Origin of the sequence: Pseudomonas sp. SB113 (assembly GCF_040754745.1) — a bacterium.
Classification (GTDB): Bacteria; Pseudomonadota; Gammaproteobacteria; order Pseudomonadales; family Pseudomonadaceae; genus Aquipseudomonas; species Aquipseudomonas grimontii.
The window spans coordinates 1-462 of record NZ_JBFMHW010000153.1 but is presented as its reverse complement, the minus strand read 5'-3'; the positions used below and the strand labels follow the sequence as shown (position 1 = coordinate 462).

Sequence of the window (462 nt, the reverse complement as noted above, 5' to 3'; positions counted from 1 at the left end):
GACTATCTTAAAAGGAGTTTATGACATGACATATTCATCCGGAAAATCGACACTTGGATATTATCGAGCGGCTCTCGCGGGCGGCTCGTTTTTGGCGGCTGTTCTGTTTTTCGGTGGTATCACACCAGGCTCCGCCGAAACGGCAACCATCATCCCGCCGCCAGCAAAAAGTGCAGCTGCCACCGGTTTGAGAACCGAAAAGGCAATATTTGCCGGCGGCTGTTTCTGGGGCGTTCAGGGCGTGTTCCAGCACGTAAAAGGCGTGCAAAACGCCGTTTCCGGCTATGCCGGAGGTCAATCGTCAGCCGCCAAATACGAAATTGTCAGCAGCGGTCAGACTGGCCATGCGGAGTCGGTCGAGGTCACCTACGATCCCAAAGTCGTGAGCTACGGAAAACTGCTTCAGGTCTATTTCTCCGTCGCGCACAACCCGACCGAACTTAATCGGCAAGGTCCGGACAC

General features: G+C 54.5%; 1 protein-coding gene. It reads left to right on the top strand.

All coding sequences use genetic code 11. The features are described 5' to 3' along the window. Positions 1-25: 25 nt before the first annotated feature. A partial coding sequence (locus AB1462_RS31925; protein ID WP_367249090.1) for a peptide-methionine (S)-S-oxide reductase occupies positions 26-462 on the top strand: 437 nt, incomplete at its 3' end.